Source organism: Paenibacillus sp. NFR01, from assembly GCF_900111565.1.
Classification (GTDB): domain Bacteria; phylum Bacillota; class Bacilli; order Paenibacillales; family Paenibacillaceae; genus Paenibacillus_AQ.
The window spans coordinates 1,489,094-1,505,325 of sequence record NZ_FOIK01000001.1 but is presented as its reverse complement, the minus strand read 5'-3'; the positions used below and the strand labels follow the sequence as shown (position 1 = coordinate 1,505,325).

The following is a 16,232-nucleotide window of genomic DNA, read 5'->3' as shown; positions in this document are numbered from 1 at the left end:
AAAGCGGGTTTAATTCAAGAACGGTGAACCATTCTTCCAGAGGTAAGGTGATTTGATTGTGTTTAAACTTGCCGTTTACTTAAGGCCCTACAAAAAAGAGGTCATTCTCGGGCCGATCTTCAAACTGCTGGAGGCAATTCTGGAGCTGCTGCTGCCGACCATCGTCGCGCTGATCGTTAACCACGGCATCGGTGAACGCGACAGCGGATACGTGTACCGCATGGGCGGGCTGATGATCCTCATGTCGCTGCTTGGCTTCGGCGCCTCGATGGTTTGCCAGTATTACGCCGCCCGCGCGTCACAGGGCTTCGGCACGCTGCTGCGCAACAAGCTGTTCCGGCATATTTCCGGGTTGTCCTACGCCGAGGTCGATACGTTCGGCACGCCTTCCCTGGTCAACCGGCTGACGAACGACGTCAACCAGCTTCAGCTTGCCGTCGCGATGCTGATTCGCCTCGTGATCCGCGCGCCGTTCATTTGCATCGGCGCAATCATCATGTCGCTCATTCTCGACTTCCGGCTGGCGCTGATCCTGCTGGCGGCCACGCCGGTGTTCGGCATTATTTTGTACTTGATTATCGTGAAAAGCGCCCCGCTTTACCGTAGCTATCAGCGGAAGCTGGACCGCCTCGGCAAGGTGCTGAGCGAAAATTTATCCGGCCTGCGCGTCATTCGCGCCTTTGCCGAAAGCCGCAGGGAGCAGCGCCGCTTCCGCGAAGCGTCGGATGATCTGACGGTTACCGCCATCCGCGTCGGCCGGATCTCCGCGCTGCTCGGCCCGCTGACTACGCTGGTCGTCAACGCGGCGATTATCGCCATTCTGTGGGCGGGCGGCATCCGTATCGACCAAGGGCATTTGTCGCAGGGCGAGATCATCGCCTTCATCAATTACGTGACACAGATTCTGCTTGCGCTGATCGTGGTCTCCAATCTGGTCATTATTTTTACCAAAGCGTCCTCGTCGGCTTCGCGGGTCAATGAGCTGCTAACTGTGGAATCCTCGATTACGGATTCAACCGGAGCAGCCGGCGCGGCGGACTGCCGTGTAAATGTGCAGGCGCAGGCGGGCAGCGCCGATGTTCCGGTTATCGCCTTCAAGCATGTCTCCTTCGGATACAGTGCAACCGGCGAGCTGGCGCTGCAGGATGTGTCGGTCTCCATCCGCCGCGGGGAAACCGTCGGCGTCATCGGCAGCACCGGATCGGGCAAAACGACGTTTGCCAATCTGATCCCGCGCTTCTACGATGCCACGGAGGGCAGCGTCGAGGTGGACGGCGTAGACGTCAGGGACTTGCGCCTGGAGGAGCTGCGGCGCAAGATCGGCGTCGTGCCGCAGAAAGCGCTGCTGTTCACCGGCAGCATCGCCGACAACATCCGCTTCGGCCGGCCGGAGGCGACGGACGAAGAGATTGCCGCCGCCGCCGAAGCGGCACAGGCGGCGGAATTTATCGCCAAGCTGCCGGAAGGCTTGGCGACGCCGGTGGCACGGGGCGGGCAGAATCTGTCCGGCGGCCAGAAGCAGCGCCTGACCATCGCCCGCGCGCTGGCGCTGCGCCCGCCGATCCTCATCCTGGACGACGCCTCGAGCGCGCTCGACTTCGCCACCGATGCCGCCCTGCGCAAGGCGCTGCGCGACTACAGCCGCGAGCTGACCGTGCTGCTAGTCTCGCAGCGGGTCAGCACCGTGCGGCAGGCCGACCGGATCATCGTCATGGACGATGGCCGGATGGCCGGGATCGGCAGCCATGATGAGCTGCTGCGGGATTGCCAGGCCTACCGGGACATTTGCGAGTCCCAGCTGCCCTTAGAGGAGGTGCAGCGATGAGTACAACTCAAACCTGGAGCCGGATTCTCGGCTTTGCCAAGCGGTACCGGAAGTTGGCCTGGACGGCGGCGGTCGCCGCGCTGCTTAGCGTAGCCGCGAGCCTCGCGGGTCCGCTGCTGATCGGGAAAGGCATCGACCAGATGGTGGGCGCGGGGCGCGTCGACTTCGATACGTTGTGGACGCTGCTGCTGATCCTTGGGGCGGTGTATGCCGTGGGCAGCCTGTTCGGCTGGCTGCTGACGTATTACACCAACCAGATCGCCTACAAAACGGTCTTTTCGCTGCGCGAATCGTTGTTCGGCAAGCTGGACCGCCTGCCGCTGAAATACCACGACAACCATTCGCAGGGCGACAGCATCAGCCGCTTCGTCAACGACATGGACGCCGTATCCGACGGCCTGTTGCAGGGCTTCAATACGCTGCTGACCGGCGTAGTCACGATAGCCGGCGCAATCGTCCTGATGTTGTACATCAGTCCGGCAATGACGCTGGTCGTACTGCTGTCCGCGCCGGCGGCTTATTATGTGGCGCGGTTTATTACGACACGTTCCCAGCAGACCTTCCGCGAGCAGGCAAAAGTGCTGGGCGGCTTGAACGGGTATGCCGAAGAAATGATCGGCGGGCAGCGGATCGTGCAGGCCTTCCTGTACGAAGAGCGGGCTTTCGCCGAATTTCAGGCGCATAACGATACACTCTACCGCACGGGGATGAAATCGCAGTTTTACGGTTCGCTGGCGAATCCGACGACCCGCCTGGTGAACAACATCACCTTCTCCGTCATTGCGGTCATCGGGAGCGCGCTGGTTATCGGGGGACATTTTTCCGTCGGCGATCTGTCCAGCTTTCTGATCTTCGCCAATCTGTTCGCCAAACCGTTCAACGAAATTACCGGCGTGCTTACGCAGCTGCAGTCGGCGACTGCATCGGGGCAGCGGATCTTCGCGATCCTCGACCTGCCCGAGGAAACGCCGGATGCGCCGGATGCTCACGTGCTCGGCTTGGAGCAGGGCACCGTGGTGTTCGATAAGGTAAGCTTCGCTTATACGCCGGAGCGGCCGCTGATCCGGAATTTCAGCTTGGAAGTGAAGCCGGGAACCCGGGTGGCCATCGTCGGCCAGACCGGGGCGGGCAAAACGACGCTGGTCAACCTGCTTATGCGGTTCTACGACGTGGACAGCGGAGAGATCCGCATCCATGGGGTGAACATCAAGGACATGACCCGCGACAGCCTGCGCCGCAGCTTCGGCATGGTGCTCCAGGAGACCTGGCTGTTCGGGGGGACGATCCGCGACAATATCGCCTACGGCAAGCCGGATGCCACGGAGGAAGAGGTGATTGCCGCCGCCAAAGCGGCCAACGCGCACAGCTTCATCAAACGGCTGCCGGAAGGCTATGACACGGTGATTGCCGGTGCGGGCGACAACCTGTCCCAGGGCCAGCGGCAGCTGCTGACGATTGCCCGCGTGATGCTGGTCGATCCGCCGATGCTGATTCTGGATGAAGCGACCAGCAGCATCGATACTTTGACCGAAATCCGTATCCAGAAAGCATTCCTGGCGATGATCGCCGGCCGCACGAGCTTTGTCATTGCCCACCGCCTGTCGACGATCCGGGGAGCCGATCTCATCCTGTTCATGAAAGACGGGGATATCGTGGAGAACGGCACGCATGAAGAGCTGCTGAAACGCGGCGGATATTACGCCCGGCTGTATAACAGCCAATTTGATGCCGGCTGATCAGCCGGCTTTTTTGATTACAGGAAAAGCGACGCCGCGCAATACAGCAGCATGACGGCCATCACCGCGTTGACGGCGGAGGCGTATCGGTTGAAAAGGTTACGGAATGCAGCGCCGAAGAAGGCCCAGCACAGCGAACCGGTAAAGCCGATAAAGGCGAGCAGCAGCGCAAACGCAAGCACCACGGGAATGGAAGCGAAATGGGGTAGAATGTAAGAGGACATGGAAGTGATCCCGTAAAGGATCGTTTTCGGATTGACGAACTGCAGGGCCATGCCAGATCCGAAGGCGGGGGCTCCATTGTCTGTGCCAGGGTCGACCAGAGAGCCGCTGCGCAGCGTTTTCCAGGCCATCCGTACGATGTATCCGGCGCCAATGACCAGCATGACGGGCTTAAGCGCGGGGAGAACCATTAGCAGGGTGGCTGAGAATAGCGTGCACAGGCACATCATTACCGAAAAACCGGCCAGAATGCCCAGATTGAACAGGATGGCGCGGCGCAGGCCGTATTTGCCGGAATGGGACATGGACATAATGTTGTTCGGACCGGGCGTATAGGCCGTGATAAAGATGTACGCCAAAAATGCCTGTACATTGAACATGGTAATCTCCCCCAAAACATGTATAATAGGCACTATATCGCACAAGTTGTGCAGTGTTTCGTTTGTGCACTATCATGATATATTCGTGCAGTATATTAGTCAATCTCTTTTTTGGGGGTTTGGATATGGACGTGAATGAAATCGTTGCCCAGAATTTGAAGCTGGCAAGGGAGCGTAAGAAGCTTAGCCTTGATCAGGTGGCGAAGTTAACCGGCGTCAGTAAAAGCATGCTGGGCCAAATTGAACGCGGCGAGGTCAACCCGACGATTACCGTGCTTTGGAAAATCGCGAATGGGCTCAAGGTGTCCTTCACTTCCCTGCTCGACCGCAAAGGCGGAGACGTGGAGGTGACGCGCCAAACCGACATCCGGCCGCTGCTTGAAGATGAAGGACGGTTCATGAATTATCCGGTGTTCACGTATGAGGAAGAGCGGCGTTTTGAAACTTACCACATCGAAATTTTGCCGGGGGGCAGCCGTGCCTCGGAGGCGCATTTGCCGGGGACGGAGGAGTATATCACGCTGTATTCCGGCCGTCTGAACCTGAGAATCGGCGACACGGATTACGAGCTGGCGGCCGGGGATTCCATCCGCTTCAAGTCGAATACGCGGCATCAATACGTCAATCCCGGGGAGGAGACGGCCGTCCTGGGGATGATCATTTACTATGGCATAAATTAGAAAATTACCGCCTTGGCGACGAAACGTTTGCCGCTGTCAGGAGTATGTATTTTTAGCAACCTATATCGTTTTGGGGGAGGAGCGTATATGACTTATTTGCTGAAATCACGTTTTGCAAAGATGCTGCTGGGCGTGGTCCTGATCGCGGCCGGATGGCTCACGGGAGGGACAGCCGCCGTCGTGCATGCCGATTCGCCGGTTACGTCAACGGCGTTTTACGCTGCATATCTGGATGTGCAGCAGGTGGCGGAGGCGGCTGACAACGGTCTGACCTCCGGCGTGGTCGATTTCCTGAAATCCAAGGACACTCCGCTCGATCAGAAGGCAGCGGCGGTCAACGCCCTGTACGCGTCGGACATCGGCTGGTCGGAGCGCGATCAAGCCAATGAATACGCACGGCTGGCGTACGGCAAAAACGTAAGTGCGCTGGACAAGTCCGCGCTTGCGCCGGCGGAGCTGTTTGTCATCGGGTACCTGCAGGTGCTGGATCATTACCTGGAGCCGGACATCAGTCTGATTACGGAGGCAGCGAAGGAGCTGCCCGGCAGCCTTACCGCTGCGCTTATCCAAGCGCTGGCCGCCTCGCAGGTCAACATGGACTGCAGCTGGGCGCTTACCGGACTGGTATTGGCGGATGCCACGTTAACGAAGGATATGCGGCAGGAAGCGGTCGACATCATTACCGATTATATGGCTTTGTACAAGGACTACTCTTGCCAGAACGGCGCCGAACAAACCGAGGCTGCTCTGCTTGCGGGTGACATCATTAAGGATTCCGTGGTGCTGTCTGTCGGTTATCCGCAGGCGCTGGTGAAAGGCAGCCGGGTTTCGATCGATGCCGCCAATTCCACCATTACGCCGCTTGTTCGGAACGGCCGGACGCTCGTCCCCCTGAAATTCGTCGCCGAGCGCTTCGGGGCGGCGGTGTCGTGGAATGCGGCAACCAAACAGGTTACAGTATCCTACAATAAACAAAAGAAAGTGATTCCGGCCGCCTTAACCCGGAACGGGCGGACCTACGTTGCGCTGCGGACGGCAATGGAGCTGTTCGGCAAACAAATGTATTACCGGCAAGGGTTGATCATTATTTCAGATCATCTTGTTCTGGACGCCAAAGATCCGCTGGATCGGCTGGCCGATGAGCGGGTACGGGTTAAGCTGCTGGGAAGCGGCGAATAATGCCGGGAGAAACGCCCCTGCCGGTCACCGGGCTGATCATAATGGGCTGGATCATCATGCACTTTTTATTGATATTTGCGGTGCAGCTAGCGGCGCTTGTCTGTAACAACATCCGCAGAAATCCGCAGTAACGCCAAGTTGAAAGGCAGTTGAGAAGAAAGATGCAAGTCAGCAAAACCAATGCCCTGCGGCTGCTCGAAACCCGCAACATCGGATACGAAGTTCTCCTTTACGACAACGAAGACGGCCAGGTTCACGGAACGGCGGTTGCGGAGAAGGTAGGGCGTCCGGCGGAGCAGGTCTTCAAGACCCTGGTGGCCCATAGCGGGAACAATCTGTACGTCTTTGTCATTCCGGTGGGCGAGGAGCTGGATTTGAAAAAGGCGGCCAAAGCCGCCGGAGAGAAAAAAGTCGAAATGCTGCCGATGAAGGAACTGCTGAAGTGGACCGGGTATGTCCGCGGCGGCTGCTCTCCGGTGGGCATGAAAAAGCTGTACCCGACCTTTATTCACGAGGATGCCGTACTGCTGCCGTTAATGGCGGTCAGCGCCGGCAAAATCGGCATGCAAATGGAGCTGGCGCCGGAGCCGCTCGCGGAGATTACCGGAGCTCAATTTGTCGACCTGATTAAAGAATAGGGTTAGAAATCTAAAAAACCTGAACCTGCGCGGAGAGTCTATCCGTGCGGTTCAGGTTTTTTGGCGTTAATGCAGCTTGGCCGCGAGCCATCCGGCGTATTCTTTTATGGCGATTCCCGTTTTGGACATATCGTTCGGAGAGGGGACCAGCTTGCCGGCCTGAAAGCGGGTTTCGCGGCTCACGGTATAGTCGGTGGGAAAAGCGAGCGGGTCCAGCCCGGCGTTCCGGAATTCTGTCATCGCCCGGGCCATATGGAACGCCGAGGTGACGAGAATCGGATGCCGCCATCCGTGCTCATTCAGTTGTTCCGCCGTATAAACGGCGTTCTGCTCGGTGTTCAGCGAGCGGTTCTCCGCAAGGGTCTGGTCGGCCGGCACGCCCAGCGCTTGAAGCTGGCGGACCGCGATATCGGCTTCGTTGCCGCTGTCTTTGAAGACTTGCCCGCCGGAGAACAGGATCGGCAGTCCGGTCAGCCGGTGCAGCCTCAGCCCGGTCAAAAGCCGGTTCGCGGCCGGTCCCAGCAGATTGCCTTCTCCGTTCAGGTCGGGCGTACCGGAGGTGGCTCCAGCGCCCAGGATGACGATAACATCACCCTTTACCGTTGCAGGCTGCTCATAGGCGCGTTCGAGTCTGCCGATCAGCCGGTCGCTGACCAGTCCGGTCATGGACAGGTAGAGCAGCAGCGTAATGCCTAGCAGGGTCAGCGCCGGACGGCGGCTGCGCCGCCACAGCCATACCGTCATGCCTGCAAGCAGCAGGATGAACAATCCGGGCGGGAGAATAAAGCCGTAGACGAATTTGATGAAATAGATCAGCGGGATCGACCTCCTGTACGTACACCTAACAGAATACCATGCCGCAAACGGCTTTTCATATCCTTACAGCCATTTCATCGCCCACGTTTCAACCGCCCCCAGTGCAGCGCCCAACTCGCGGCCTTTGTCGGTCAGGGCATAAACGGTGCGTACCGGACGTTCGGGAATTACCGAGCGGCGAAGCAGCTCCCAGGTCTCCAGCTCCTTCAGCCGTTCGTTCAGCATCCGCTTGCTCAGATCGGGAATGATCGGATGCAGCTCGCTGAAGCGTTTCGGCCCCTCCATCAGCACATGAATAATCAGATTGACCCATTTTTTCCCGATCAAATGATGAACTTCTTCGACCTTGGCCAGCAGCGGCTTCGGTTCCTGCGGCTGTGTCTGTGCTTGCGCCATCACGATCATCCCTTCAAGGTTATTTTTAATATTCTGCTTACTATAACACAGTGTGAAAATGGTGAAAAGTTCGTGAAAATAATAACTTTTTGTAATTGTCGAAATGAGGTTGACGAAAGGACAGTTACAGTCGTAAGATGGATGAAGAAAAAGTTTGGTGGTAAGGAAAAGTAACCAGATAAATATTATTTAACAACGGGAGGAATGGAAGTGGAATCATTAACTTTTGTGCTGTTCGGCGCAACCGGGGATTTGGCAAAACGAAAAATATATCCTGCTCTTTATAATCTGTTTGCAGACGGCAAGCTTTCCGGTCCCCTCTCGGTGATCGGCCTTGGCAGAAGATCGCTCAGCAATGAAACCTTCCGGAGACAGGTACTTGATTCGCTCCGCACGTTTTCACGCCGCAAGGTAACGGATTCGCAGGAGCTTCAGTCTTTCCTGCAATTTTTTGAATATAGTCCGCTGGATGTCGGGCATCCCGAAGATTACGTCAAGCTGCTGGAGCATGTGTCCCAGCGCGAAGCCGAGCTTGGCCTGAAGCAGAACCGGATGTTTTATTTGTCTGTAGGACCCGAATTTTTCGGGACCATCGCGGGTAATATTCAGGCCAGCGGCCTGGGCGATACGACGGGCTGGAAACGGCTCATCATCGAAAAACCGTTCGGCACCGATCTGCAAACCGCGCGCGAGCTGAATGCCAGCCTGAGCGCCGCGTTTGCCGAAGAGGAAATATACCGGATCGACCATTTCCTCGGCAAGCGGATGGTGCAGAACCTTGAAGTGCTGAAGGCGACCAACCCCGTGCTGCGCGCGTTGTGGCAGAACCGCTACATTTCAAATGTGCAGATTACGGCCAGCGAAACGGTAGGTGTCGAGGAACGGGCCGGTTATTATGACAAGTCCGGCGCGCTGCGTGATATGTTCCAGAATCATATGCTGCAAATTCTGATGATGATGGCTATGCAACTGCCGCAAGGCAGCACGCCGGAGGATGTCCGCAGCAAGAAACGGCATGTCATCCGCTCGGTGCGGCCGCTGATCAAGGAGGAACTCGCCAGCAGTGTCGTGCGCGGGCAGTATGCAGCCGGCGAGCTGCGCGGCATGCCGGTTCCGGCATATACGGCCGAGCCGGGCATTCCCGCGGATTCACAGAACGAAACCTATATCGCTGCCCGGCTGTGGATCGACGATCCGCTCTGGAGCGATGTGCCGTTCTATATCCGTACGGGTAAACGAATGGCAGAGAAGTCAACGCGCATAGTAATCGAATTCAAGGAACCGTTCAATGACGTAAATAATAAAAACCGCAAGAATCTCGATCCGAATCTGCTTGTTATCGACATCGGACCGACTGAAGGCCTCTCGCTGCAGATCAACGCCAAAAATCCGCGCCGCCACGGCGAGCTGGAGCCGGTGAACATCGTGCACGAGGCGGGAAATCCCGATCTGCCTGAAGCTTACGAGAATCTGATCTTTGACGCCGTGCTGGGCGACGCGACATTTTTTGCCCATTGGGACGAAGTGGAGTTGTCCTGGCAATGGGTACAGCCTATAATCGAAGCATCGGCTGAAGGCACGCTGCCGCTTCATCTTTATGCTGCGGGCTCCAACGGCCCTGCGGCGGCGAACGAGCTTTTGGGCGGACATCACTGGTGGCTCGACGCCGACAAGAACGGACAGACCCTCAGCGAACACGCAGAACACAGTGCGGAGGAACAGGCGCGGGCCATCCGGCCGGGGGCGTAATTCCGCTAATCGCAGCAGAAATTGACCTTAGAGTCGGGCATGATTCATTACATTCGGGGGGATATTCATGAAAGTCGGATTAATCGGTCTGGGAAAAATGGGTTTTAATCTTGCGCAAAATTTGCTGGAACACGGCCATGAGGTCGTCGCATACGACGTTAACGCCGCGGCGGTGGCGGAAGTCGCGGCCAAAGGCGCGGAAAGCGCATCGAGTCTGGCTGAGTTGACCGCCAAGCTGGACGGTCGGAAGATCGCCTGGATCATGGTTCCGCATTCGTTTGTCGATTCGGTGATTGCCGAGCTGGCACCGCTGCTTTCGGCGGGCGACATCATCATAGAAGCGGGCAATTCGCATTACAAGGAATCGATCCGCCGCCACGAAGAATTGGCTCAGCAGGGCATTTACTTCCTTGACGCCGGCACGTCCGGCGGGATGGAAGGAGCGCGTTACGGCGCGTGTTACATGGTCGGCGGCGATCCGGAGAGCTGGGAGATCGTCGAACCGCTGTTCCGCGATACCTCCGTGGAGAACGGCTACTTGTTTGCGGGCAAAGCCGGCAGCGGCCATTTTCTTAAAATGGTCCACAACGGGATCGAATACGGCATGATGGCGGCGATCGGCGAAGGCTTCGAGGTGCTGGAAAAAAGCGGCTTCGATTACAACTTCGAGCAGGTGGCGCGCGTCTGGAACAACGGTTCGGTTATCCGTTCCTGGCTGATGGAGCTGGTGGAACGCGCCTTCTCCAAAGATGCGAAGCTGGAAGAGATCAAGGGCGTCATGCATTCCTCGGGCGAAGGGCGCTGGACGCTCGAAACGGCGTTCGACCTGCAGGCCGCTACGCCGGTCATTGCGATGTCGCTGCTAATGCGTTACCGGTCGCTGGAGACCGATACGTTCACGGGCAAAGTCGTTGCAGCGCTGCGCAATGAATTCGGCGGCCACGCGGTCGAAACGAAATAAGCAGGCTGTTGTACGACAAGCCGCTCGTTAAAGGACGGCAACCGTCATCCCCCTGAAGGGGTGGCGGTTTTTTTATTGACAAAATGAGGGTTGCTTGCGCTGCTCCTGGATCTGCATATCGCCGATCTGCTGCCGAAGGGGCAGGGTTCGGCCGCACGCAAAGAAACCTCGGCTTACCGTTGAAGCGCCGGCGATATCGGGCGGCTGACGCTTGCCGTTGTGCAGCGGCTCAGGGATGCTAAAATAGTTTAATAATGCTATAATTTTAAAATGACTGCGTATACAGAGTATAGTTAAGGAAGTGGATTTCATGACGAAGGAGAACCAAAACTCAGCGGACTTAAAATCCGCCAAGGGCAAGGATTACTCCAAATATTTTGACTTTTCGGATGCCAAAGTGTTGTCCGAAGAGGATGGCAAAACTACCTACCGCATTAAAGGAAGAAATATTCAAGTCAACAGCCAGCCGAACTATAAAGAAGGCAAGCGCCGCGGCAAAGCCGAAATCGAAGTGGATTACGGCTTTATGATTCCCGTGGAGATGCAGGAATTCGGGCAAGGCAAAACCTATCATTTGACGACCTACGGCTGCCAGATGAACGAGCATGACACCGAAACAATGAAAGGCCTGCTGGAGCAAATGGGCTATACCGCAGCCGAGGAGCGGAGCGAGGCGGATATCATCCTGCTGAACACCTGCGCGATTCGCGAGAATGCCGAAGACAAGGTGTTCGGGGAACTGGGGCACCTCAAGACCCTCAAGCTGGAGAAGCCGGGCTTGCTGCTCGGCGTGTGCGGTTGCATGTCGCAGGAAGAAGGCGTCGTCAACCGGATCATGTCCACCTACAGCTTTGTCGATATGATCTTTGGCACGCATAATATCCACCGCCTGCCGCAGCTGATCCAGGAAGCGGTCTACAGCAAGGAGCTGGTCGTCGAGGTTTGGTCCAAGGAAGGCGACATCATCGAGAACCTGCCGAAGAAACGGGAAGGTATGCGGGCCTGGGTTAATATTATGTATGGCTGCGACAAGTTCTGCACGTACTGCATCGTGCCGTACACCCGCGGCAAGGAGCGCAGCCGCCGTCCGGAGGACGTCATTGCCGAGGTGCGCGAGCTGGCCCGCCAGGGCTTCAAGGAAGTGACGCTGCTTGGGCAGAACGTCAATGCATACGGCAAGGATTTTACCGATATCGACTACACATTCGGGGATCTGATGGACGACATGCGGAGCATCGACATTCCGCGTATCCGTTTCATGACGTCGCATCCCCGCGATTTTGACGATAGATTGATTGAAGTGCTCGCCAAAGGAGGCAACCTAGCCGAGCATATCCACCTGCCGGTCCAGTCGGGCAGCACGGAAGTGCTTAAACGAATGAGCCGCAAATACACACGCGAATCTTATCTGGAGCTGGCGGGTAAGATCAAAGCCGCCATTCCGAACGCCGTGCTGACCACCGACATCATCGTCGGCTTCCCGGGCGAGACGGAGGAGCAGTTCGAGGAGACGATGTCGCTGGTGCGCGAGGTCGGCTACGATATGGCCTATACCTTCATTTATTCTCCGCGCGAAGGCACGCCGGCGGCCGGCATGGAGGACAATGTTCCGCAAGCGGTCAAAAGCGAACGCCTCAAGCGCCTGAACGCGCTGGTCGCCGAGCAGAGCCGGATCGGCAACGACAATATGCTCGGCGAGCGGGTGGAAGTGCTGGTGGAAGGCGAAAGTAAAAACAATGAGAATGTTCTTTCTGGCCGTACCCGTTCCAACAAACTGGTGCATTTCGAAGGGCCGAAGGAGCTGATCGGCACATTCGTGCAGGTCGAGATTACCGAGACCAAAACCTGGTATATCAAAGGAGACGCCGTGGCGGAAGCCGCTGCCGTAAGTTAATTAAATCTTAGCGAAAAAGGGGCGATAAGAGTGAGTCAGGAACAACCGCGTGTGAACGAATACGGCATGTTGACCCATAATTCCCGTGATTTGATCGTACGGGAGGATATTATGCACAAAGCGAAGGAGCTGGCTTCGCTCATTTCGACCAGCGAGGAAGTCCGTCATTTCCAGCAGGCGGAGCAGAAGATCCAGGGCCATGAGCGGGTGCAATCGCTGATCGCTACGATCAAGAAGAAGCAGAAGGAGATTGTCGCCTTCGAAAGCTTCGGGAACAAAACGATGGTTGCCAAGATCGAAGCGGAAATCGAGGCGCTCCAGGACGAGATCGACGGCATCCCGATTGTAACCGAGTTCCAGCAGAGCCAAAGCGATATCAACTACCTGCTGCAGCTGGTTGTTTCGGTGATCCGCGACACCGTTTCGGAGAAAATCAATGTGGAGGCCGGCACCGACGCGCCGCCGTCCACCTGCGGAGACTAATGCATGCCTGGGGGCGGATCGTGATCCGTCCCCTGCATGTTTATGAGCCGCAGCGCGGAACCTTATTGATTTTGCAAGGAAAGGTCTGATACATTAAAAGATACGAACAGGTTTATTAACGTTGCGGCAAAGGATGATTGATAGTGAACGAGAACGTGGAACAGAACTACAACCCGAAAAAGTACCGTACTCCGGACGGCGTTCCGGCCGACATTGTTATGTTTACCCTGACGAAACGAGAGCGTAAAACCGTCACCAAAACGCTGCCGCTGCGCGAGCTCAAGGTGATGCTGATCCGCCGCAAAAAATGGCCTTGCGCAGGCATGTGGGCGCTGCCGGGCGGCTTTTGCCAGGAGGATGAATCGATTTACGATGCGGCCACCCGCGAGCTCAAGGAAGAGACGGGCGTCGACGGCGGCCATCTGGAATATTTGGGCGTGTACAGCACGCCGGGCCGCGACCCGCGCGGCTGGATTATCAGCCATGCGTTTTTTGCGCTGGTAGAGGAGTGGATGCTGGAGCACCGGCAGGCCTCCGACGATGCCGGCGAGGTCGGGCTGTTCACTTTGCAGGAAGCGCTGGAAGAGCTGGAGTTGGCCTTTGACCACCGCGATATCATTACCGATGCTTACCTGCGGATTCAGCAGCAGATGCTGCAGACGACGATTGCCCGGCAGTTCCTGCCCCGCCACTTTACACTGAGCGAGCTGTATCAGGTGATCCAGACGGTCGTGCCGGAATTCAAGGAACCGAATTTTATCCGCAAAATCACGTCCACCCGCAGCCGCCAGGGCATTCTGAAAGAAGTCCGCGACGAAGCGGGCAATCCGGTCAGTTCGAATCAATATTCGCAGCGGCCGGCCCAGCTCTACATGTTCACCGACCACGAGCCCTTATTGTCAATCTATACCTGATTGGAGGTTGAATCTTCGATGAAAGCACTGATTGTGATTGATTTCACGAATGATTTTATTGACGGAAGCCTGCCTGTCGGCCAGCCCGGCATCGACATCGCCCCGCGGGTGGGCGAGCTGGTTCAAGCGTTTGTGGACAGCGGCGATTATGTCGTCATGGCGGTTGATCTGCATGATGGAGACGATCCGTATCATCCGGAGACGAAACTGTTTCCGCCGCATAATCTGCGGGGCAGCAGGGGACGCGAGCTGTATGGCGAGCTGGCCAAGGTATATGAGGCCAATAAGGATGCCATCTACTGGATGGATAAAACGCGGTACAGCGCTTTTGCCGGAACCGATCTGGAACTGAAACTGCGGGCGCACGGCATCACCGAGCTGCACCTGATCGGGGTGTGCACCGATATTTGCGTGCTGCATACCGCCGTCGATGCGTATAACAGAGGATTTGAACTTATAATACATGAAGATGCGGTAGCGAGCTTTAACCCCGCCGGCCACGAATGGGCACTGGGGCATTTCGCGGGAAATCTTGGCGCCAGCGTCGTTTCCGGGAAATAACAACTACGTAGAAGACGATGTCGCGTTTTTCGGCGCTGAAGGAGATGGGCTCATGAGAAGAGAACTTGCTTTACATACGGACAAATATCAGATCAATATGATGTATGCTCATTGGGTGAACGGAACGCACAAGCGGCGCGCCGTGTTCGAGGCCTATTTCCGCAAGCTGCCGTTCGGCAACGGCTTTGCCGTCTTCGCCGGGCTGGAGCGGATCGTCAATTATATCAGCGACCTGCGCTTTACCGAGGAGGATATCCGCTATCTCTCCGAGCAGGAGGAGAACTATGCGCCGGCTTTTCTGGAAGAATTGCTGCAGTTCCATTTCAAAGGCAATATCCACTCCATGAAGGAAGGGGCGCTGGTGTTTCCGGATGAACCGCTGATCCGCGTGGAAGGCACAATCATGGAAGCCCAGCTCGTCGAGACGGCGATCCTCAACTTTATGAATTACCAGACGCTGATCGCCACCAAGGCCGCCAGAATCAAGCAGGTGGCTCCAAACGATGTTTTGCTGGAATTCGGTACGCGCCGGGCCCAGGAGGGCGATGCGGCGGTATGGGGCGCCCGTGCGGCTTACATCGGCGGCTTCCATGCCACTTCCAACATGCTGGCCGGCAAAATGTTCGGCATTCCCACGAAGGGCACGCATGCCCATTCCTGGGTGCAGAGCTTTGCCAGCGAGCAGGAGGCCTTCGACGCTTATGCCAAAGTCATGCCGGATGGTGTAACGCTGCTAGTCGACACCTTTGATACGCTGCGCAGCGGTGTGCCGCATGCGATTGTTACGGCGAAAAAGATGGAGGCCGAAGGCAAGCGGATGAACGGCATCCGGCTGGACAGCGGCGACCTTGCCTATCTGTCTCGGCAGGCGCGCAAGATGCTGGATGAAGCAGGACTCGACTATGTCAAAATCGTGGCTTCCAACGACCTCGACGAGAATACAATTATGGACTTGAAGCTGCAAGGAGCGGCTGTCGATATCTGGGGCGTCGGTACGCAGCTGATTACCGCGGCGGATCAGCCGTCGCTAGGCGGGGTTTATAAGCTGGTGGAGATCGAGAACGCCCAGGGCAAGATGGTTCCGACCATCAAAATCTCGTCCAATCCGGAGAAGGTGTCCACGCCGGGCAAAAAGGATGTGTTCCGCATCATCGGCGCGAACGGCAAGGCGCTGGCCGACTACATCTGCTTTCCGGAAGAGGAGGAGCCGCGCAGCGGCAAGAAGCTGAAGCTGTTCAACCCGCTGCATCCTTATATGAAGAAATATGTGCGCGGTTATCAGGCGGTCCAGATGCTGGAGCCGGTCTTCCAGAACGGCTTGCAGGTCTACCGGCTGCCGGAGCTCGACGATATTCGCCTGTACAACCAGGAACAGCTCGAGCTGTATTGGCCGGAGTACCTGCGCAAACTGAACCCGGAAGTCTACCGGATCAATATCAGCGAAGAGGTATGGAACCGCAAGCAGCAGCTCTACGCCGAGCATATGCTGCCGGATGAAGCGCTGCACGATGAAGAGTAGCCGTCGGAGAATCTATTGAGAATATGAGGGTATCTATCGCGGGTAAGCGATGGATACCTTTTTTTATAGGGTCTTGAATTCATGGAAAAAACACCCGGGGAAACAGGCACAGACATTTCGCTTCGTGTGATTTTTGTCATGTTTAATGTGATAAATTTAACATCTTAATTTTTAATTTTATTGCTAAATTAAGGTTGAACTCGTTTCCACGGACCATCGGCGATCACGCGGGTTTACACAATTTATTCACAATTTGCCATTTTAGTGATAGGTTATCTT

16 protein-coding genes are annotated in these 16,232 nt (G+C 56.6%); 13 read left to right on the top strand and 3 right to left on the bottom strand.

Features of this window, described 5'->3' with window-relative positions; genetic code table 11:
* The first annotated feature begins 58 nt into the window (after positions 1 to 58).
* Positions 59 to 1,825 carry an ABC transporter ATP-binding protein gene (locus BMW84_RS06870; protein WP_091068143.1) on the top strand — a complete coding sequence of 589 codons (1,767 nt, stop codon included), beginning with the start codon at positions 59 to 61 and terminating at the stop codon, positions 1,823 to 1,825.
* The gene (locus BMW84_RS06865) at positions 1,822 to 3,561 is read left to right on the top strand and encodes an ABC transporter ATP-binding protein (RefSeq protein ID WP_091065902.1); all 1,740 of its coding nucleotides are present in this window, start codon (positions 1,822 to 1,824) and stop codon (positions 3,559 to 3,561) included. Before BMW84_RS06870 ends, BMW84_RS06865 begins: the two co-directional genes overlap by 4 nt.
* 17 nt (positions 3,562 to 3,578) lie before the next feature.
* Here the strand turns inward: BMW84_RS06865 and BMW84_RS06860 are convergent, their stop codons facing one another.
* Positions 3,579 to 4,163 carry a LysE family transporter gene (locus BMW84_RS06860; protein ID WP_091065899.1) on the bottom strand — a complete coding sequence of 195 codons (585 nt, stop codon included), beginning with the start codon at positions 4,161 to 4,163 and terminating at the stop codon, positions 3,579 to 3,581.
* Positions 4,164 to 4,288: 125 nt separating this feature from the next.
* On the opposite strand from BMW84_RS06860, the gene BMW84_RS06855 reads away from it, so the two are divergent.
* The 4 genes from BMW84_RS06855 to ybaK all read left to right on the top strand — a co-directional run bounded on the left by BMW84_RS06855 (position 4,289) and on the right by ybaK (position 6,660).
* Positions 4,289 to 4,843, top strand: a complete 555-nt coding sequence (locus tag BMW84_RS06855; protein WP_091065897.1) for a helix-turn-helix domain-containing protein — start codon at positions 4,289 to 4,291, stop codon at positions 4,841 to 4,843.
* Between the two features lie 87 nt (positions 4,844 to 4,930).
* Entirely contained in the window at positions 4,931 to 6,022 is a 1,092-nt protein-coding gene (locus BMW84_RS06850; RefSeq protein WP_091065894.1) for a copper amine oxidase N-terminal domain-containing protein, read from the top strand.
* Complete coding sequence (locus BMW84_RS25135) at positions 6,022 to 6,153, top strand: hypothetical protein (RefSeq protein WP_302848086.1); 132 nt, start codon at positions 6,022 to 6,024, stop codon at positions 6,151 to 6,153. Before BMW84_RS06850 ends, BMW84_RS25135 begins: the two co-directional genes overlap by 1 nt.
* A gap of 30 nt (positions 6,154 to 6,183) precedes the next feature.
* On the top strand, positions 6,184 to 6,660 hold the full coding sequence (ybaK, locus tag BMW84_RS06845) for a Cys-tRNA(Pro) deacylase (RefSeq protein ID WP_091065892.1): 477 nt from the start codon (positions 6,184 to 6,186) through the stop codon (positions 6,658 to 6,660).
* A gap of 66 nt (positions 6,661 to 6,726) precedes the next feature.
* On the opposite strand, the gene BMW84_RS06840 is transcribed toward ybaK, so the two are convergent.
* Positions 6,727 to 7,404: a YdcF family protein gene (locus tag BMW84_RS06840; protein ID WP_175498698.1), complete on the bottom strand. Its 678-nt coding sequence runs from the start codon at positions 7,402 to 7,404 to the stop codon at positions 6,727 to 6,729.
* Positions 7,405 to 7,539: 135 nt separating this feature from the next.
* On the bottom strand, positions 7,540 to 7,872 hold the full coding sequence (locus BMW84_RS06835) for a winged helix-turn-helix transcriptional regulator (RefSeq protein WP_091065887.1): 333 nt from the start codon (positions 7,870 to 7,872) through the stop codon (positions 7,540 to 7,542).
* Positions 7,873 to 8,082: 210 nt separating this feature from the next.
* Between BMW84_RS06835 and zwf the strand changes: the two genes are divergently transcribed.
* From zwf to BMW84_RS06800, 7 genes are all read left to right on the top strand, one after another.
* Positions 8,083 to 9,621, top strand: coding sequence for a glucose-6-phosphate dehydrogenase (zwf, locus tag BMW84_RS06830; protein WP_091068142.1), 1,539 nt, complete (start codon positions 8,083 to 8,085; stop codon positions 9,619 to 9,621).
* Positions 9,622 to 9,688: 67 nt separating this feature from the next.
* Positions 9,689 to 10,582 carry a phosphogluconate dehydrogenase (NAD(+)-dependent, decarboxylating) gene (gene gnd, locus BMW84_RS06825; protein ID WP_091065885.1) on the top strand — a complete coding sequence of 298 codons (894 nt, stop codon included), beginning with the start codon at positions 9,689 to 9,691 and terminating at the stop codon, positions 10,580 to 10,582.
* A 310-nt stretch (positions 10,583 to 10,892) separates the two neighbouring features.
* Complete coding sequence (gene miaB / locus BMW84_RS06820; RefSeq protein WP_091065882.1) at positions 10,893 to 12,476, top strand: tRNA (N6-isopentenyl adenosine(37)-C2)-methylthiotransferase MiaB; 1,584 nt, start codon at positions 10,893 to 10,895, stop codon at positions 12,474 to 12,476.
* A gap of 30 nt (positions 12,477 to 12,506) precedes the next feature.
* The gene (locus BMW84_RS06815) at positions 12,507 to 12,959 is read left to right on the top strand and encodes a YlbF/YmcA family competence regulator (RefSeq protein ID WP_091065880.1); all 453 of its coding nucleotides are present in this window, start codon (positions 12,507 to 12,509) and stop codon (positions 12,957 to 12,959) included.
* A gap of 140 nt (positions 12,960 to 13,099) precedes the next feature.
* Positions 13,100 to 13,873 carry an NUDIX domain-containing protein gene (locus tag BMW84_RS06810; protein ID WP_175498761.1) on the top strand — a complete coding sequence of 258 codons (774 nt, stop codon included), beginning with the start codon at positions 13,100 to 13,102 and terminating at the stop codon, positions 13,871 to 13,873.
* Between the two features lie 18 nt (positions 13,874 to 13,891).
* Positions 13,892 to 14,434: a cysteine hydrolase family protein gene (locus BMW84_RS06805; RefSeq protein ID WP_091065874.1), complete on the top strand. Its 543-nt coding sequence runs from the start codon at positions 13,892 to 13,894 to the stop codon at positions 14,432 to 14,434.
* A gap of 52 nt (positions 14,435 to 14,486) precedes the next feature.
* Positions 14,487 to 15,953, top strand: a complete 1,467-nt coding sequence (locus BMW84_RS06800; protein WP_091065872.1) for a nicotinate phosphoribosyltransferase — start codon at positions 14,487 to 14,489, stop codon at positions 15,951 to 15,953.
* The last annotated feature ends 279 nt before the right edge of the window (positions 15,954 to 16,232 follow it).

Coding starts and splice junctions, on each gene's coding strand:
- BMW84_RS06835 (WP_091065887.1), bottom strand. CDS start 7,872: ATGGCGCAAGCACAGACACAGCCGCAGGAACCGAAGCCGCTGCTGGCC.
- gnd (WP_091065885.1), top strand. CDS start 9,689: ATGAAAGTCGGATTAATCGGTCTGGGAAAAATGGGTTTTAATCTTGCG.
- BMW84_RS06855 (WP_091065897.1), top strand. CDS start 4,289: ATGGACGTGAATGAAATCGTTGCCCAGAATTTGAAGCTGGCAAGGGAG.
- miaB (WP_091065882.1), top strand. CDS start 10,893: ATGACGAAGGAGAACCAAAACTCAGCGGACTTAAAATCCGCCAAGGGC.
- BMW84_RS06865 (WP_091065902.1), top strand. CDS start 1,822: ATGAGTACAACTCAAACCTGGAGCCGGATTCTCGGCTTTGCCAAGCGG.
- BMW84_RS25135 (WP_302848086.1), top strand. CDS start 6,022: ATGCCGGGAGAAACGCCCCTGCCGGTCACCGGGCTGATCATAATGGGC.
- BMW84_RS06850 (WP_091065894.1), top strand. CDS start 4,931: ATGACTTATTTGCTGAAATCACGTTTTGCAAAGATGCTGCTGGGCGTG.
- BMW84_RS06860 (WP_091065899.1), bottom strand. CDS start 4,163: ATGTTCAATGTACAGGCATTTTTGGCGTACATCTTTATCACGGCCTAT.
- BMW84_RS06800 (WP_091065872.1), top strand. CDS start 14,487: ATGAGAAGAGAACTTGCTTTACATACGGACAAATATCAGATCAATATG.
- BMW84_RS06840 (WP_175498698.1), bottom strand. CDS start 7,404: ATGACGGTATGGCTGTGGCGGCGCAGCCGCCGTCCGGCGCTGACCCTG.
- BMW84_RS06805 (WP_091065874.1), top strand. CDS start 13,892: ATGAAAGCACTGATTGTGATTGATTTCACGAATGATTTTATTGACGGA.
- ybaK (WP_091065892.1), top strand. CDS start 6,184: ATGCAAGTCAGCAAAACCAATGCCCTGCGGCTGCTCGAAACCCGCAAC.